Here is a 14,942-nt window from a genome sequence, read left to right as displayed (position 1 = left end):
GAATCATTGTATTGGGACGACATCATGCGAGGCTGGATACTCGGTGCCGCGCTGGCGGCACTACCCCAAGCTGCCCTGTGGGCGGCGCCGCTGGCTGGCGAGCAGGCTGCTATCCACGTGCTGAACCGGCTGGCTTACGGGCCTCGCCCCGGCGATATCGAACGCGTGCGCCAGGCCGGGGTGCAGGCTTATATCGATGAGCAACTGAATCCGCCGGCCTTACCGGTGGCGCTGGCCCAGCGGCTGGACAAGCTGGAAACCCTGAAGATGAGCGCCGGCGATGCGCTGGAACGATTCCAGGAAGCACGAAATGGCGAGCAGGGCGAACGCCGCGAACTGGTGCAGCAGATGGCTGCCGAAGCGGCCGAAGCGCGCCTGCTGCGCGCCATCGAGAGCCCGCGCCAGCTTGAAGAAGTGATGGTCGACTTCTGGTATAACCACTTCAATGTGTTTTCCGGCAAAGGGCAGGACCGCGCGCTGGTCACCAGCTATGAACGCGACGCGATACGGCCCTACGTGTTCGGCTCTTTCCGCCAGATGCTGGGCGCCACGGCCCATCATCCGGCCATGCTGTTCTACCTGGATAACTGGGTCTCGAAGGCCGGCGGCCTGAATGAGAACTATGCACGCGAGCTGATGGAGCTGCATACCCTTGGCGTCGATGGCGGCTATACCCAGAAGGATGTGACCGAGCTGGCGCGCATGCTGACCGGCTGGACCTACCGGCCGAAGCGCGACGCGCAGTTTGCCTTCGATCCGCGCCGCCACGATAACGGCGCCAAGACCTGGCTGGGTAAGCCGGTCGCCGCGCGCGGCCAGGCGGAAGGCGAGTATGCGCTGGACGTGCTGGCGGTGCATCCCGCCACCGCGCACCATCTCAGCCGCAAGCTGGCGCAGTACTTCGTGGCCGACCAGCCGCCGCCGGCACTGGTGGAGCGCATGGCGCAGAGCTGGATCGCCAGCAACGGCGATATCCGCACTGTGCTGCGCACCCTGTTCGCCAGTCCGGAATTCATGGACCAGCAATACGCCGGCGCCAAGTTCAAGACGCCGTACCAGTACGTCGTATCCGCCTCGCGCGCTGCTGCCATGCCGATGCCTGAAGTGAAGCCGCTGGTCGGCATCCTGAACCGCCTTGGCATGCCGCTGTATGGTTGCCAGACGCCGGACGGGTACAAGAATACGGAAGGCGCCTGGCTTAACCCGGATGGCTTGAGCCGCCGCATCAGCTACGCGCTGGCGCTTTCCTCCGGCGCAGATGCCGACAAGGTACAGGAGGCGCTGGGCACCTCGGTATCCAGGCAGACTGCCGCCATCGTCGCCGACAGCAACGAGCGCCTGCGCGCCGCCATGCTGCTCGGCAGTCCCGATTTCATGCAACGCTAACGGATCGCGCCATGCAACGACGCCAATTCCTGAATGCCTTTGCCGCCAGCGCCGGCCTGCTGCTGCCGCTCGGGCCCCATGCCTGGGCGGCCACGATGGCCCCCGGCAGCACCTCGCCCACTGCCAAAAAACTGATCGTCGTCATGCTGCGCGGCGCCGTCGACGGCTTGAACGTGGTGGCGCCGGTGTCGGACCCGGAATATGCCCGGCTGCGCCCGAATATCGCGCTGACCAGGCCCGGCGCCGATGACGGGGCGCTGAACCTGGATGGCTACTTCGGCCTGCACCCGGCGCTGGCGCCCCTGATGCCGCTGTGGGAGCAAAAGAAGCTGGCTTTCGTGCACGCCAGCGGCTCGCCCGACGCCAGCCGTTCCCACTTCGATGCGCAAGACTATATGGAGTCCGCCACGCCGGGCGTGAAGAGCACGCAGGACGGCTGGATGAACCGCCTGCTTGCCGGCTTGCCGGGTGAAACCACGCCGACGCGGGCGCTCAGCATCGGCCCCGTGATGCCGCGCGTGCTGACCGGCGCGCTGCCGGCCACCAACCTCGCCAACGGTGCGGCCGGCACGCGCTCCACGCCGCTCGACCGGCCGCAGGTCGCCAAAGCCTTCGACGCGCTGTATGCAGGCAATGAGCGCTACGGCAAGGTATACCTGGCCGGGCGGCAGGCGCATGAAGAGGTGATGGCCGCTGCCAACGGCGGCATGATGTCCGAGATGCAGGCAGCCGATAACGGCGCGCCGCTGCCGAACGGCTTTCCCGACGATGCCGGCCGGCTCGCCACGCTGATGCGCAATAACCCGCATATCCAGCTGGCCTTTGTGGCATTGGGCGGCTGGGACACCCACGCCAACCAGGGCGCCGGCACCGGCCAGCTGGCCAACCGCTTGCATCCGCTGGGGCAGGGGCTGGCGACGCTGGCGCAGCGCCTTGGCCCGCTGTTCGACGATACGGTCATCGTCGTGATGTCCGAATTCGGCCGCACTGCGCGCGAGAACGGCAATCGCGGCACCGACCATGGCCATGGCAACGCCATGTGGCTGCTGGGCGGGAAGGTTCTGGGCGGCAAGGTGGCCGGCGAATGGAAGGGCCTGGCGGACGCCCAGTTGAACGAAGGGCGCGACCTGCCGGTGACTACCGATTTCCGCCATGTGCTGGCGCATGTGGCCGAGCGCCACCTGCGCCTGCCTGATACGGCGCTGGCGCGCACCTTCCCCGGCCTGCCGGTCGGCGCGCGCTTGCAGTTGCTGGCTTAGTCTGCAATCACGCCGAGCTGGCGCAGGAAGGCGAGGTTGTCTTCGATGTGCCAGTTGTCGGTGATGCGGCCGTCGGCAATGCGGTAGATATCGGTGGCGATGAAGTCGATCGCCTGCCCCTTGCCTTGCACGCCTTTGAAGCTGCCGGTGAAATGGCCGCGGAAGCGAAGGTGCACGATCGCACGGTCGCCGCTGACGATCAACTGTTCGATGTCGGCATGCATATCGGGAACGGCGCCGCGCACGAAGGCGGAGGCTGCCAGAGGGCCTGGCAAACCCTGGGCGCGGCCGGGCGGCAGGGTGCGGTCGGTGAATTCCGGCGCCAGTGCGGAACGGGCCAGCGCTTCGTCACCGTTGTTCCAGAACGATGCGTAGCGGCGGGCTGCCAGCACGCTGGCTTCTGCCTGCGCTGCCGGCAGCGATGGGTCGACGAATTGTGCACGCGGGCGGACCAGTTTGGCTTCCGGTGACGCATGGGCGGCTGCGATCGAACAGGCGGCCAGCAGCAGGGTGGTGAGCTGTTTCATCATATCTCCGTTGGAAAGGATTTCATGCTATTCGCTGGGGAACGTCTAAAATAGCCGTCAATTGCGAATACATATTTTCCAAATCGCGGAGAATCAAGGGATGCTCGATGACTTGCCGGCGCTAAGGGCTTTTGCGCAGATTGTTGCCGCAGGCAGCATGTCGGCGGCCGCCCGCGAACTGGAGCTGCCGCTGTCGGTGGTGAGCAAACGCCTGGCGCAACTTGAGAAAGTCGTGGGCCTGCGGCTATTGCAGCGCACCACCCGGCGCCAGGCGCTGACGGCGGACGGCGCAATGTTCCATGCCCGCGTCTTGCGCATCCTGGAGGAGGTTGAGCAGGCCGAATCGCTGCTCGCGCACAGTCGGCACCAGGTTGACGGCCTGCTGCGCCTCAGCGCTCCTGCGGAACTGGGGCGCCAGCATATTGTGCCCATCGTCGCGGATTTCCAGCGCCAGCATCCCGGCCTGCAGGTGCAGCTCGAGCTGACCGATACCGTGGTGAACCTGCTGGAGACCGGGCAGGACATGGCGATCCGTTTTGGCAGTGTGGAAGATCCCAACCTGGTGGTGCGCCGGCTGGCGCCGAATTTTCGCGTGCTATGCGCCGCGCCGAGCTACCTGCAGCAGCAAGGCATTCCCGTTCATCCTGCTGAGCTAACCCGTCATTGCTGCATCGTGATCGGCGACGCCAGGCGTACCGAATGGCGCTTTGGAGGCCGCGAAGCCGCCAGCGTGCGGGTGGCCGCAACCTTCCTCACCAATGACGGCCAGGCCGCGCACGCGCTGGCGCTGCAAGGTGCAGGCTTGGTAGTAAAATCGATCTGGGACGTAGGCGATGACCTGCTGGCCGGGCGCTTGCAGCGCCTGTTGCCGGGCCATGGCATGCCGGCCGCGCCGCTGCAGGCGATCCTGCCGCACGGCCGCAACTTGCCGCTCCGGGTGCGCCTCTTCCTTGATTTCCTGCAGGTACGCCTGACGGCTGCATGGCGTTGGGACGCGGTTGGGGACAAGAATAATGCTGAAGTTTCTTTGGAAGTTGACCAGCCCCGATGAACGGTCGGAGAACACACTCGGCGTGATCGCCGCGGTGTTCAGCCTGATCGCCCTTGGGTGGCTGGTGCTCGCTTAGACCGCCGGACCATGCTGGTGGCGGCTGCGGTGTCCGCGCAGCCAGTGCCAGCCGAATGGGCCGAGCAGGATGACGCCTGATGCCAGGTGCAGCAGCGCTGCAATCGTTCCCGCCTGCTCTTCGCCCAGGTAGTAGATGGCGACTGCGCTCATGCACAGCAACACCAGCAATGAGCCCAGGAACAAGCCGCTGCCGCGATGCTTCCGGCGCCGCCAGCCGGCCCGCATGTGCAGGCTCCATAAGGAACCCGTCAAGGCCGCCAGGCCGAAGCCGCCGGCCGCATGCAGCATGGCGGTGTAGACCCGCGCACCGCCCGGCAGCCGCCAAGGCAGATCCAATTCGGCACGCATGACCAGCGTGCCAGGCGCCAGCAGCAAGCCGGTGGCCAGCATCAGCAGCAAGGCGCCAACCAGCGTGCGCAAGAACCAGTGTGGGTAACCTTTCATGCCAGGCGTCCTCCCAGGCGCTCAAGCAAGGCGCCGCGCACATCGGCCGGTGCGATGGCAGCCACCTTGGTCAATGCATCGGCGCGCCATGCGCTGCGTGCAAGCACCGACCACACGCCTTGTTGCGGCGCCAGCCCGATGGGACCGATGATGTCGGCCGGGAAGGATGCGTCGCGCTCTGCCGCCACCTGCGAACTGGCGAAAGCAGCGTTGCGCAGCACGCCGCAGGGGCGAACGCCGCCATCTTCGCCGCGCAGGGCGAGCGGTAATTCGATGTCGCCGAAGACGCGGATATCGCCGCCGGCATTGATCCATCCGGACCTTGCGCCCGCACGGCGCATGGCGCTGCAGGCCAGGTCCACGGCGAAGCCCTTGGCAATCCCGTCCAGCACCAGGCGCACCGGCCGCCGCAAGCGTACCGCACCGGCGCTGAGCTCCACGTCATGCGCCGCACCGCGTTCCAGTGCCGGCAAGCCGCCATGATCGGGCAGGCTGCCGCGCTGGACCTGTGCGCCGCCCAGCGTGAAATCAAAATACCCGCTGCTGGCCAGCATCAGGCTGCGCGCCAGGCGCAGCAGGCGCAGGGTGTCGTCATGCACAGGAACCCAGCCGTCGCCGCCGTTAATGCGCGACAGTTCGCTGCCCGGGTCCTGGAAGCTCCAGCGCGCCTGCGCCAGGTCCAGGCTGGCAAAGGCGGCGTCGAGCGCCGGCAGGCCGGCGCCGGCGTGGGTGCCCGCCTCGACGAAAGTGCCCAATGCAGGGCGCATGCGGCGAATGACGTCCATCACACCTTGAGGAACATCTGCTGGATCACCAGCAGGCGCTTGACGCCGTCCATCACATTGCGGCACGACAGGGTTGCGCCGCTGATGTTCTGGATGTCCTGGTCCAGCTTGAAGGGATCGGAGACCGACTTGCCCGCAAACTGCTTGCGCCACGTTTGCTCGCGCACCTGGCCACCGTGCGTTTCGCGGTAGCTCATGATTTCGATGCCCAGCACTTTGCCGTCTACGCCAATGGCGGTGGCGTAGGTGATGAACTCATGCTTGCCGATCACCTCATCGACCATCAGCCAGCCTTGCAGCTTGCCGTTCTTCTCGGCGCGCCACAGCTTCATTTCGTCATTGCGCTGGCGCACGCCGGCTGCGGCCTTGATGCGGTCGCGCTGCTCGCCGCTGAATTTCAGCGTCTGCTCGCCGAACTGGGCGGCGGGGAACAACTGCTCCTGTGCTTGTGCCACCGTCAGGTAGTCGGTGGCGTAAGCCGTCGGACCGGCCAGCACGGCGACGGGAAGGAAAAAGGCATTCCAGCGATGTGCACTCATGGTGTGTTCCCTCAGAAGTTGTAGCCGACCTTCAGGCGCAGCTCGTTCCTGGTGCGCTCGATCAGGTGCAGTTGCTTTGCAGGCTGGCCGTCATAGCGCTCGCCGCCACCGCGCAGTTGGCGGAACACGGTCAGCGTCGCCCACCATTGCTTGCCGCCATAGTGCAGCGAAGGGCCGCCGAAGATGGACCAGCGTTCCTGGCCAACCTCGGTTTCATATTCGTTTTCGAACAGGGCTTCGGCACCGGCGTACCAGCCTGGTGCGAAACGGTAGGACAGCCCGGTACCGATCTTGGTCGAGATTTCCATCTCAGGGTCGGTAGGCCATTCGAAGCCTTCCGGCAGGTCGGCAATCGCCTGGCGTTTCTCGTGCGCGGCGCGCAGGCCGATATTGCCGACCCAGGTCAGTTGGCCTTCCAGGAAGTATTTCTGCGCTTGCAGTTGCGCTTCGAATTCCAGTTCGCGTTTCTTCTGGCCCGAATGCACGTCCAGCCGGCCGTATTCGAAGGATGTGTAAGCGGACAGCCCGAAATCGTCCTTGGCCGGGCTGAGGAAGTTGTACTTGGCTGCGACTTCAAAGCCCTGCAGGCGCAAGTTGGAATCGATGTCTTTCGGCAGATAACCGTTGATCAGCAAGCCCTGGCTCTTGACGGCCAGGCCGTTTACTTCGGCCGAGACCTGGAAGCGGTCGGTCACGCCGTATTCGACTTCGGTCTTGGTGTCGACTGCGCGGTAATGGCCGCTGCCCTTGTTGTTGCGCTGGGTGACCCACTGGTAAAACTCGCCGCTGCCTTTTGGCAGGACTTCAGAGCCGCGGACGTAGCCGAACAGGTTTTCATCCGCTACGGCGGGCAGGGCAGCAGCCAGCAGGCCGGCTGCCAAAAAGACGTGTTTGCGCATTGAACTGGTTTAAGAAAGTTGAGAAATGCGCAATCATAAATGCGAATCATTATCATTACAAGTGAGGGAAACCCTTAATCGTGCAGAAGTGATTCGATAGCGGCAACCAGTTGTTGCGGGTCGAGCGGGTGGGATAACAAGCTGCGGCGCCGGCCTGCGCCCAGGGTGCCCAGGTCGTCCTCATCGTCGGGATGGACCACCAGCACAGGCAGGCCGGGTGCGATTTCCAGCGCGTCCGCCAGGAAGGCCAGGCGGCCGGCTTCCAGCATGCCCAGTTCGCACAGCACCAGGTCATAGGAATGACCGTCCTTCAAGGCGCCGGCATCCATCGGGTTGGATGCCGTGCTGACTGTGTAGCCGCTGTGCGCCAGGATGGCGGCAACCAGGCCGGCATTCTCGGGCGCGGCATCGAGCAGCAGCACGCGGGCACGCGCAGCCGTGGCCGCCGCAGGCGCGGCCGCAGCGGACGGCGACGCGGGAGGCATCGGCGCAGGCGGCGCGCTGTCGGAGCGCAGGTGCGCAGGCAGGAAAGTTTCCAGTGCCGGGATCAGGACATCCGGCTCCAGCGACTTGGGCAGGCAGCCCGAAAAACCGGCGCGGCGCAAGGCGGCGCAGCCATCCGTGACTGGCAGCGCGCTGGCGGCCAGGATAGGGATAGCCTGCGTGGCCGGATCGGCGCGCAGGCGCGCCACCACGCCCAGCCCATCGAGCTTTGGCAGGTGCAGGTCGCTCAGGATCAGGTCCGGTTTTTCGCTGAGGGCCATGGCCACGCCCATTTCACCGTCGGTGGCGCACAAAGGGCGATGGCCGAACGCTTGCAGAAGGTACGTCATCAGGTCCATATTGGCCTGATTGTCCTCGATGATCAGGATGCGTGCCGACATTTGAGCGCAAGCGTGAAGGTGCTGCCTTTGCCGAAGTCGCTGCTGAAGAACAGCGAACCGCCGAGGAGGTTGGCCAGGTTCTGGCTTAAGTAAAGGCCAAGGCCGGCGCCTTCGGCGTGCCGGGTCGAGGTGTTGTCCAGTTGCGAGAAGGCCTGGAACAGCTTGGCCTGGTCTTCTTCCTTGATGCCGCTGCCGCTGTCGGTCACGCTGAACTCGGTGATCACGGCCTGTTCTTCATCGGTGCGCTGGCTGAGCGCCAGCTTGACCATGCCTTTCTCGGTGAACTTGATGGCGTTGTTGGCCAGGTTGATCATGATTTGCGCCAGCGCGCGGCGGTCGGTCTGCAGCACGATCGGCTGCTGCGGCATTTCGATGAAGACTTCCAGGCCCTTCTGCGCCGCCAGCGGGCGCAGGGTGTCGGCCACCTCGCCCATCAACTGCTGGCAGTGCACCGACTCCACCGACAGCGTGACTTTGCCGGCTTCGATCTTGGCCACGTCCAGGATGTCGTTGATCAGCGAGAGCAGGTGGCGCGCGCTGTTGCGAATGGTGTTGAGCTGGCGGTCCTGTTCATCGGTCAGCGGGCCTGGAAGCTTCATCAGCAGCGCGCCGGTAAAGCCGATGATGGCATTCAGCGGCGTGCGCAGTTCGTGCGACATATTCGCGATGAAGGCAGATTTCATGCGGCTCGCTTCCGCCAGCTCCAGGTTTTTCAGCGCGATTTCGCGGTTGATGGTTTCCAGTTCGCCGGCATGGTGGGCCAGGCGCATATTCAGTTCGATCACTTGCCGTTCGCGCGCCTGCAGTTCGCTGTTGACCTGCACCGCCTGTTCGTAGGTCGAAATCAGCAGGTCGAGGATTTGCTGGCGCTCGGCGTTGATGAAGTGCTTCTGGTCGCCCAGGTAGAGGGCGATGCCGACCTCCATGCTGGAATTTTTGCGCAGCTTCTGGTTGACCAGCATCTGGCCGATGCGGTTCAGCAGGTAGTCTTCGGCGTAAGGTTTACGGATGAAGTTATCGGCGCCGCATTCGATGCCGCGGATAATGTCCTTTGGGTCGGTCAGCGAGGTGACGAGGATCACCGGTATGTCGCGCAGCGAGGGATCGGCCTTGATGGCGCGGCATAGATCATAGCCGTTCATCTCGGGCATGACGATGTCCGACAGGACCAGGTGCGGCTTGTGCTCGTGGATATCAGCCAGTGCCAGCTTACCGTTGGCAGCCACCCTGGCATGATAGCCTGAGGACCGGATCAGCCGCCGCAGGCGCTCGGCCTGGGTCGGACTGTCTTCCACGATGAGTATTTCCAGCTCATCGGGTGCGATATCGTAGCTGGAGTCCAAGTCACCTCCAAAATGGTTGGGTGTTCAGACTATACCGTTTTTTCACCCGCCTTGGAAACCACCGTCACGGTAGGTGATGACCAGCGTATCGCGGTGGCCATGTTCGGCCAGCGGTTGGATCGGGGTCGATTCATGGATGACAGCCGCGTCGTCCAGCAACAGCATGGTCCAGGGCTCGGTCATGGTGAAGCGCTTGCCGTTCGGGCCATCGGCCTCGAACACACGGGTCTCGCCGCCCTTGATGCCGTGGCGGCCAACCAGCAGCACGGCGACGAAGTCAACGCCGTCGCGGTGTGCACCTTCCGGCGTGGGGCGGCCAATGCCGTCGGTGGTATCGATGCGGAACTGGTGGGCTTCCACATACCATGGATGCTGGCCGCGCACCTGCGCGCAGGCCTGGCCGATGGCGGCGAGCAGCCTGGTCCAGGCCGGGTTGGCGACGGTTTCCGCAGCGACCGGCTCGAACAGGCGGCGCATGCCGCCGTGCAGGGCGTTGTATTCGACCGGCTGCCAGTGCGCGCGATGTTCGGTCTGTTCCAGTGCCAGGCCGTCCTGCACGAAGCAGGAATGGCGGCGCCGGCGATAGCGGCCGCCGTCTTTCAGGTAGTTGTCCGGGGCCAGGCCGTCCCAGCTCGGGACCAGGGAATTCAGTTCATCCAGGGTGCAGCCGGCCAGGCTGGCTACGTCGGCCGGCTTGAGCAGGGCGTAGCCGGCGCTGCGCAGGGTGTGGATCAATTGGGGCAAGGGCGTCATCATGCCCCTTATTGTACTTAGAATGCGTGATTCAGGCTGAGGCGGAAAGACCTGGCCTCGATCGGGTGGAAGTGGATGTCCGCCCTGGCCCCGGTTTCGCCCTTCAGGCGCGACTCGTAGAAATAGTCGATGGCCGATACCTGGCGGTTGGCGAGGTTGAAGCCTTCCAGCTCCAGCGTGGTGCGGGAGGCCAGCTTGCAGGCCAGGCGGCCGTTGACCGTGGCGCTGGCTTTGGAACGGACCGAATTGTCTTCCACCAGCGGGCGGGGGCCGAACCAGCGCAGGCGCAAGGCGCCGGACCAGGGGCCGGCCGGGGTGACGGTGGCAGCCAGTTGCGCGACGCCTTCGATGGCGCCGGGGATGCGGTTGCCGCCATCGTCGCCGGGCGCAGCGCCGGTCCCGCGGAAGCGGCCGCGTGCCAAGGCGAGGTCGGCGTCCAGCGACAGCCATTTGAACGGCTTGTAGTAATTGGAGAACTCGATGCCGTAGCGGCGGCTCGGCCGGCCCGCTTCGGTACTGCCGGCGTCGCCCAGGTAGACCAGTTCCGAATCGAAGTCCAGCCGGTACAGGGCCAGCACGGTCTGCAGGCCTTTGACTGCCTCGCTACGCAGGCCGAATTCCAGGCCGCGCGAGCGTGCCAGCGGCGTGGCAGGGTCCTGTGCTTGCGTCACGCCGCGCGCATCATTGCTATGGAAGCCGTGGCCAGCGTTCAGGTAGAACTCCGTGCGCGACCAAGGCCCAAAGGCCAGGCTGATGCTCGGGCTGGCCAGTGTTTCACCGGCGCGAACATCGCCAACGGCAAAGCGGTAGCGGTCCAGCCGCACGCCGGCTTCGCCGCGCAGCCAGGGCGTGACGCGCAGGCGCTGCTGCAGGTAGAGGGCGGCGCTGGTCTCGACAATATGATCGGCGCGCACTGTCGCCAGCACTTGCCGCGCCTCCGTGTGCAGCAGGGCGTTGAAGATATTGTCGTTCTGTGCCTGCAAGCCCAGCGTGGTGCTCCACGCCATGTCGTCCATATGGTCATGCCAGCTATGGCTGACGTCGAAGCCGCTGGTAAGGCGGCGGTCCGGCTGGGCGAACTGGTCGCCATGCAGCGGGTCGTCCAGGAAGTAAGTGAAGTTGGAAAACAGCTCGAGCCGGTTGTTGATGATGTAGGCATTGGCGCGCGTGGTCTGCTTTTCGTCGCTGCGCGCCCAGGCAGCGGACAGGCTGAAGCGGCGCGCCTGCCCGCCATCGGTCAGGTCGATGCCGCCGAAGCGGCCCAGCAGGCCGCTGTCCACGGCGCGCTGCGGGATCTGGTCGGTGGCGTTCCATGCGCCGCGATAGGCCATGGCGGTAATGGAGTAGCCATTGTTGGCGAAGCCGTCGCTGTAGCGCAGCACCGCGTTCAGCTTGCGGTAGTTGTCGCCGCGCGTGAACGGGCCGTCGTTGTGGACGGTTTCCAGCGCGTACAGCCATGAACCGCTGTCGCCGGATTCGCGCGAGCCAGCCAGCAGGGCGCGGCCGTAGCCGTTCTGGCCTGCGGTGGCGCTGGCCTGGTCCTGCGGCAAACGGTTGGAGTAGTTGATTGCCGTGTCGCCCGCGGAAGAAAAGTCGCCGGTGCTGGCGTTGTATGGGCCCTTGCTGTAATCGAGCCGGGCCACCAGTTCGGGGATAATGAAATTCAGGTCGGTCCAACCCTGGCCATGCGCGTGGCTGCGCTGGTTGACCGGCATGCCGTCGACGGAGGTGCGCAGGTCGGTGCCGTGATCGAGGTTGAAGCCGCGCAGGTAGAACTGGTTGGCCTTGCCTTCGCCGCTATGCTGGCTGGCCACCAGGCCAGGCGTTGCTTCCAGCAATTCGCCGGGACGGTAAATGGTGCGTGCTTCAAGCTGGCGCTGCGACACGCTGCCCATGCCGGCGGAATCGGCCACGCCAAGCTGGCTGGCGCGGGCGCCTTCCACCAGCACGCGCTGCATGAAGGGATCGTCGGCATAGGCGGCCACCGGCGCAAGCAGCCCGGCCAGCGCCAGGGCCGGCCCTGGCCACCGCCTAGGGGAGCGGCTGCTCACGGCGAGCGCGGTTGAAGACGATGGAAGCGGCCGGGCGGCCCGGGCCGCTGACGTTGACGTTGTTGACTTGCTGCGGCAGGAAATCCGTCAGCACGCCGTCCAGCAGGACAGCACCCGGCGGCAGTGCGGTTTTTTCGATTTCCTGGAACACGTTGATGCTGTCGACATTGGCTTGCATGCCGACCCAGTTCAGCGCCACAGGCTTGCCGTTGACGCTGATACGAAATTGCTTTTCGAGGTAGCGACGGAACACGGCCTGATCCTCCTCCAAACCAAGGTCGAACTGGCGCTGGTACAGGTTCATCAACAGCGCCTCCACATCGTGCGCTGTGTAAGTATGAACCACTTCCGTGCTGCCGGTGCGTGGGTTGAAGCTGATCTCGGTCAAGCCCACGTGAAAATTATGGGCTTGGGCGGCGGCGCTGCACCAGAGCAGCACCGCCGCGAGGACGGCCTTGAAACGCATCATTCCTTCTTGGCGCCTTCCTTGTCACCATCCGCGTCCTGCTTCTTCAGCGGGGTGTTGAAGTCTTTCATCATGTTGTCCGGCTGGCGCGATTTGAACAGCTCCAGGCGCGAAGGCGTCACCTTGCGCGGCCAGGCGTTGTTCGACTGGTCGATGTCGGCGGTTTCCCAGTACGGGTCATGCACCAGCGATACCAGCGGCTCGTCGGTCACGATGATCTTGGTGATCTTCTTCGGCGAGTAGCGCCATACTTCGGCAGGCACGCGCTCGATGTACTTCTTGCCCGACTTCAGTTCGATCTGCAGGATCAGCGGCGTCACCAGGCCGCCCAGGTTGGAGAAGTCCACCAGGTACAGGTGCTTGCCCTGTGCCAGCAAGTCTTTTTCCCACTGTTCCAGGTCCTTGGTCGACTCGGCAAACTTGTTTCGGTCGGCATTGGTGACGGTGTAGTCGTCGTGCTCGTTGTAGAAGTCCTTCAGGGCGGGCTGTTCGTCCACCTTGCGCACCATGCCCTTGTTGCGCTGGTCGATGATGGAGACCGGCTCCGCATCATGCTGCGCCTTTTTCCAGGCCTTTTCCGTTTCCGGATTCTTGGTGCTTACACCGTATTCGCTGATGCCGTCGATCGACACGTCCACCGCATCGGTGGTGTAGAACCAGCCGCGCCAGAACCAGTCAAGGTCGGTGCCCGAAGCGTCTTCCATGGTGCGGAAGAAGTCGGCCGGGGTAGGGCGCTTGAATTTCCAGCGGCGTGCATATTCGCGGAAGGCGTAGTCGAACAGTTCGCGGCCCAGCACCGTTTCGCGCAGGATGTTCAGCGCAGCGGCAGGCTTGGCGTAAGCGTTATTGCCGAACTGGAGCAGCGACTCCGAGTTGGTCATGATCGGCACCTGGTTCCTGGAACGCATGTAGTCGACGATGAAGCGCGGATCGCCGCGGCCTGCCGGGTAGTTGTCTTCCCATGCTTCCTGGGCCAGCGACTGCACGAAGGTGTTCAGGCCCTCATCCATCCAGGTCCATTGGCGCTCGTCGCTGTTGACGATCATCGGGAAGTAATTGTGGCCAACCTCGTGGATCACCACGCCGATCAGGCCGTACTTGGCGCGCTTGGTGTAGGTGATTTCGCCGGTCTTCTTGTCCTTCACCGGGCGCGGGCCGTTGAAGGAGATCATCGGATACTCCATCCCGCCCACCGGGCCGTTGACGGAAATCGCGGTCGGGTATGGGTAGTCGAAGCTGTACTTGTTGTACTGCTCGATGGTGTGGATGATGGCGGCGGTCGAATACTTCTCCCACAGCGGGTTGCCTTCCTTCGGATAGTAGGACATGGCCATCAGGTTGCTGCCATCCTTCTTGTAGCCCTGGGCATCCCAGATGAACTTACGCGAAGAGGCCCAGGCGAAGTCGCGCACGTTCTTCGCCTTGAAGTGCCAGGTCTTGCTGCCCTTGGCCTGGTTCTTCTCCGCCTGCTCGGCTTCGGCCTGGGTCACGATGACGACCGGGGTCTTGCTGGTGCGGGCCTTGGCCAGGCGGTCGCGCTGGGTGGCGCTCAGCACCTCGTTCGGGTTTTGCAGTTCGCCGGTGGAAGCGACGATGTGGTCGGACGGCACGGTGATCTGCACGTCGTAGTCGCCGAATTCCAGCGTGAATTCGCCGGAACCCAGGAACTGCTTGTGCTGCCAGCCGTACACATCGTAGTAGGCAGCCATGCGCGGGAACCACTGGGCGATTTCGAACAGCGCGTTCTTGTCTTCGCTGAAGTACTCGTAGCCGGAGCGGCCGCCCAGTACTTTCTGCTCATTGATCTTGTAGGTCCAGTCGATGGAGAAAGTGAACTTGTCGCCCGGCTTCAGCGGCTGCTGCAGCTCGATGCGCATCATGGTGCGGTTAATCGTGTACTGCAGCGGCGCACCGCCGGAAGCCTTGACGGAGCCGATCTTGAAACCGCCGTCAAAGTCGCGGCCGGCCAGGATATTGCGCAAGCCATCGTACTTCATGCCTTCTTCTTCGCCTTTGGCGCGGCCCCAGGCTTCGCGCGAAGGCGCGGTCATGGTCATGCGGGCGTCGGAATCCGATTTGTAGATATTCTGGTCGAGCTGCAGCCACAGGTAGTGCAGGGTATCCGGCGAGTTGTTGTGGTAGGTGACCTGGCCGCTGCCCGCAATGGCGCGGTTGGCCTCATCCAGCGTGGCACGGATCGTGTAGTCCGCACGCTGCTGCCAATAGGCGTGGCCCGGAGCGCCGGAAGCGGTGCGGTACTGGTTGGCGGAAGGCAGCAGCTCTTCGAGCTGGCGGAACTTGTCGTCGAATGGCTCGGCAGCGAAGGCCGTCGCCGTCAGGCAAAGTGCGGCAAGGCCGAATTGAAAACGTTTCATCGAATCCCCAGGCTTGTTGTAATAAGTGCTGGGCTATTCTAGAGAGCTTTTCCCTGCGTCACTTCGTTTATTTGTAAAAATCCTGCAACATAAAACAATAAA

Annotated in this window: 14 protein-coding genes; 3 read left to right on the top strand and 11 right to left on the bottom strand. The window is 64.1% G+C overall.

The features are described from left to right. Positions 1-24 precede the first annotated feature (24 nt). Both ASD58_RS03855 and ASD58_RS03850 read left to right on the top strand, forming a co-directional pair. A complete protein-coding gene (locus tag ASD58_RS03855) occupies positions 25-1,386 on the top strand; it encodes a DUF1800 domain-containing protein (RefSeq protein WP_057259924.1) in 1,362 nt (453 codons plus the stop codon). A gap of 11 nt (positions 1,387-1,397) precedes the next feature. Next, entirely contained in the window at positions 1,398-2,645 is a 1,248-nt protein-coding gene (locus ASD58_RS03850; protein WP_057259787.1) for a DUF1501 domain-containing protein, read from the top strand. Here the strand turns inward: ASD58_RS03850 and ASD58_RS03845 are convergent. After that, a complete protein-coding gene (locus tag ASD58_RS03845) occupies positions 2,642-3,172 on the bottom strand; it encodes an ester cyclase (RefSeq protein ID WP_373994440.1) in 531 nt (176 codons plus the stop codon). The two genes, ASD58_RS03850 and ASD58_RS03845, sit on opposite strands and share 4 nt — an antisense overlap. A gap of 100 nt (positions 3,173-3,272) precedes the next feature. Between ASD58_RS03845 and ASD58_RS03840 the strand changes: the two genes are divergently transcribed. After that, positions 3,273-4,223, top strand: coding sequence for a LysR family transcriptional regulator (locus ASD58_RS03840; protein ID WP_057259785.1), 951 nt, complete (start codon positions 3,273-3,275; stop codon positions 4,221-4,223). Positions 4,224-4,295: 72 nt separating this feature from the next. Here the strand turns inward: ASD58_RS03840 and ASD58_RS03835 are convergent, their stop codons facing one another. The 10 genes from ASD58_RS03835 to ASD58_RS03790 form a co-directional block, all read right to left on the bottom strand. Next, the gene (locus ASD58_RS03835) at positions 4,296-4,745 is read right to left on the bottom strand and encodes a hypothetical protein (RefSeq protein ID WP_057259784.1); all 450 of its coding nucleotides are present in this window, start codon (positions 4,743-4,745) and stop codon (positions 4,296-4,298) included. After that, positions 4,742-5,530, bottom strand: a complete 789-nt coding sequence (locus ASD58_RS03830; protein WP_057259783.1) for an FAD:protein FMN transferase — start codon at positions 5,528-5,530, stop codon at positions 4,742-4,744. Before ASD58_RS03830 ends, ASD58_RS03835 begins: the two co-directional genes overlap by 4 nt. Then, on the bottom strand, positions 5,530-6,069 hold the full coding sequence (locus tag ASD58_RS03825) for an FMN-binding protein (RefSeq protein WP_057259782.1): 540 nt from the start codon (positions 6,067-6,069) through the stop codon (positions 5,530-5,532). Before ASD58_RS03825 ends, ASD58_RS03830 begins: the two co-directional genes overlap by 1 nt. Positions 6,070-6,080: 11 nt before the next feature. Beyond that, positions 6,081-6,968, bottom strand: coding sequence for a DUF6662 family protein (locus tag ASD58_RS03820; RefSeq protein WP_057259781.1), 888 nt, complete (start codon positions 6,966-6,968; stop codon positions 6,081-6,083). A gap of 74 nt (positions 6,969-7,042) precedes the next feature. Further along, a complete protein-coding gene (locus ASD58_RS31775; RefSeq protein WP_082565203.1) occupies positions 7,043-7,852 on the bottom strand; it encodes a response regulator in 810 nt (269 codons plus the stop codon). Next, entirely contained in the window at positions 7,834-9,195 is a 1,362-nt protein-coding gene (locus ASD58_RS03810; RefSeq protein WP_057259780.1) for a hybrid sensor histidine kinase/response regulator, read from the bottom strand. Before ASD58_RS03810 ends, ASD58_RS31775 begins: the two co-directional genes overlap by 19 nt. 42 nt (positions 9,196-9,237) lie before the next feature. Beyond that, complete coding sequence (locus ASD58_RS03805; RefSeq protein ID WP_057259779.1) at positions 9,238-9,951, bottom strand: 2OG-Fe dioxygenase family protein; 714 nt, start codon at positions 9,949-9,951, stop codon at positions 9,238-9,240. A gap of 14 nt (positions 9,952-9,965) precedes the next feature. Next, positions 9,966-11,906 (bottom strand): TonB-dependent receptor, encoded by a 1,941-nt coding sequence (locus tag ASD58_RS03800; RefSeq protein WP_082565219.1) that lies wholly within the window; start codon positions 11,904-11,906, stop codon positions 9,966-9,968. A 73-nt stretch (positions 11,907-11,979) separates the two neighbouring features. Next, the gene (locus ASD58_RS03795) at positions 11,980-12,468 is read right to left on the bottom strand and encodes a DUF6702 family protein (protein WP_057259778.1); all 489 of its coding nucleotides are present in this window, start codon (positions 12,466-12,468) and stop codon (positions 11,980-11,982) included. Then, on the bottom strand, positions 12,465-14,840 hold the full coding sequence (locus tag ASD58_RS03790; protein ID WP_057259777.1) for a M1 family aminopeptidase: 2,376 nt from the start codon (positions 14,838-14,840) through the stop codon (positions 12,465-12,467). The genes ASD58_RS03795 and ASD58_RS03790 overlap by 4 nt, the downstream gene beginning before the upstream one ends. Positions 14,841-14,942 lie beyond the last annotated feature (102 nt).

It is taken from the genome of Duganella sp. Root1480D1 (assembly GCF_001427305.1).
Lineage (GTDB): Bacteria > Pseudomonadota > Gammaproteobacteria > Burkholderiales > Burkholderiaceae_D > Rugamonas.
Note: the sequence above shows the minus strand (reverse complement) of the source record. Positions and strands in the feature narration are given on the sequence as shown.

What these genes read in the sequence shown, in the direction of transcription:
- ASD58_RS03855 (WP_057259924.1), top strand. Translation starts at nt 25, where the DNA reads ATGCGAGGCTGGATACTCGGTGCCGCGCTGGCGGCACTACCCCAAGCT.
- ASD58_RS03850 (WP_057259787.1), top strand. Translation starts at nt 1,398, where the DNA reads ATGCAACGACGCCAATTCCTGAATGCCTTTGCCGCCAGCGCCGGCCTG.
- ASD58_RS03845 (WP_373994440.1), bottom strand. Translation starts at nt 3,172, where the DNA reads ATGAAACAGCTCACCACCCTGCTGCTGGCCGCCTGTTCGATCGCAGCC.
- ASD58_RS03840 (WP_057259785.1), top strand. Translation starts at nt 3,273, where the DNA reads ATGCTCGATGACTTGCCGGCGCTAAGGGCTTTTGCGCAGATTGTTGCC.
- ASD58_RS03835 (WP_057259784.1), bottom strand. Translation starts at nt 4,745, where the DNA reads ATGAAAGGTTACCCACACTGGTTCTTGCGCACGCTGGTTGGCGCCTTG.
- ASD58_RS03830 (WP_057259783.1), bottom strand. Translation starts at nt 5,530, where the DNA reads ATGGACGTCATTCGCCGCATGCGCCCTGCATTGGGCACTTTCGTCGAG.
- ASD58_RS03825 (WP_057259782.1), bottom strand. Translation starts at nt 6,069, where the DNA reads ATGAGTGCACATCGCTGGAATGCCTTTTTCCTTCCCGTCGCCGTGCTG.
- ASD58_RS03820 (WP_057259781.1), bottom strand. Translation starts at nt 6,968, where the DNA reads ATGCGCAAACACGTCTTTTTGGCAGCCGGCCTGCTGGCTGCTGCCCTG.
- ASD58_RS31775 (WP_082565203.1), bottom strand. Translation starts at nt 7,852, where the DNA reads ATGTCGGCACGCATCCTGATCATCGAGGACAATCAGGCCAATATGGAC.
- ASD58_RS03805 (WP_057259779.1), bottom strand. Translation starts at nt 9,951, where the DNA reads ATGATGACGCCCTTGCCCCAATTGATCCACACCCTGCGCAGCGCCGGC.
- ASD58_RS03800 (WP_082565219.1), bottom strand. Translation starts at nt 11,906, where the DNA reads ATGCAGCGCGTGCTGGTGGAAGGCGCCCGCGCCAGCCAGCTTGGCGTG.
- ASD58_RS03795 (WP_057259778.1), bottom strand. Translation starts at nt 12,468, where the DNA reads ATGATGCGTTTCAAGGCCGTCCTCGCGGCGGTGCTGCTCTGGTGCAGC.
- ASD58_RS03790 (WP_057259777.1), bottom strand. Translation starts at nt 14,840, where the DNA reads ATGAAACGTTTTCAATTCGGCCTTGCCGCACTTTGCCTGACGGCGACG.